This is a genomic window from Anaerococcus sp. HMSC068A02, assembly GCF_001811125.1.
Classification (GTDB): domain Bacteria; phylum Bacillota; class Clostridia; order Tissierellales; family Peptoniphilaceae; genus Anaerococcus; species Anaerococcus vaginalis_C.
On the sequence record NZ_KV803779.1, the window covers coordinates 1 to 273 of the forward strand.

Genomic DNA, 273 nt, shown 5'->3' on the forward strand with positions numbered 1-273 from the left:
GTTGCTCTATCCAGCTGAGCTACAGGCGCATATTGGAGCGGGTGAAGGGAATCGGACCCTCGCAACCAGCTTGGAAGGCTGGGGCTCTACCACTGAGCTACACCCGCATAAAATTGGAGCGGAAGACGGGATTCGAACCCGCGACCCTCGCCTTGGCAAGGCGATACTCTACCACTGAGCCACTTCCGCAATTATTCTGGTGCCCAGAGGCGGAATCGAACCACCGACACGGGGATTTTCAGTCCCCTGCTCTACCGACTGAGCTATCTGGGC

3 tRNA genes are annotated in these 273 nt (G+C 57.9%); all 3 read right to left on the reverse strand.

The features are described 5' to 3' along the window. Positions 1-33: 33 nt before the first annotated feature. The 3 genes from HMPREF2782_RS09250 to HMPREF2782_RS09260 all read right to left on the reverse strand — a co-directional run bounded on the left by HMPREF2782_RS09250 (position 34) and on the right by HMPREF2782_RS09260 (position 273). Positions 34-107, reverse strand: a tRNA-Gly gene (locus HMPREF2782_RS09250). Positions 108-114: 7 nt separating this feature from the next. Next, a tRNA-Gly gene (locus HMPREF2782_RS09255) sits at positions 115-189 on the reverse strand. A gap of 8 nt (positions 190-197) precedes the next feature. Beyond that, positions 198-273: transfer RNA gene (locus HMPREF2782_RS09260), tRNA-Phe, on the reverse strand.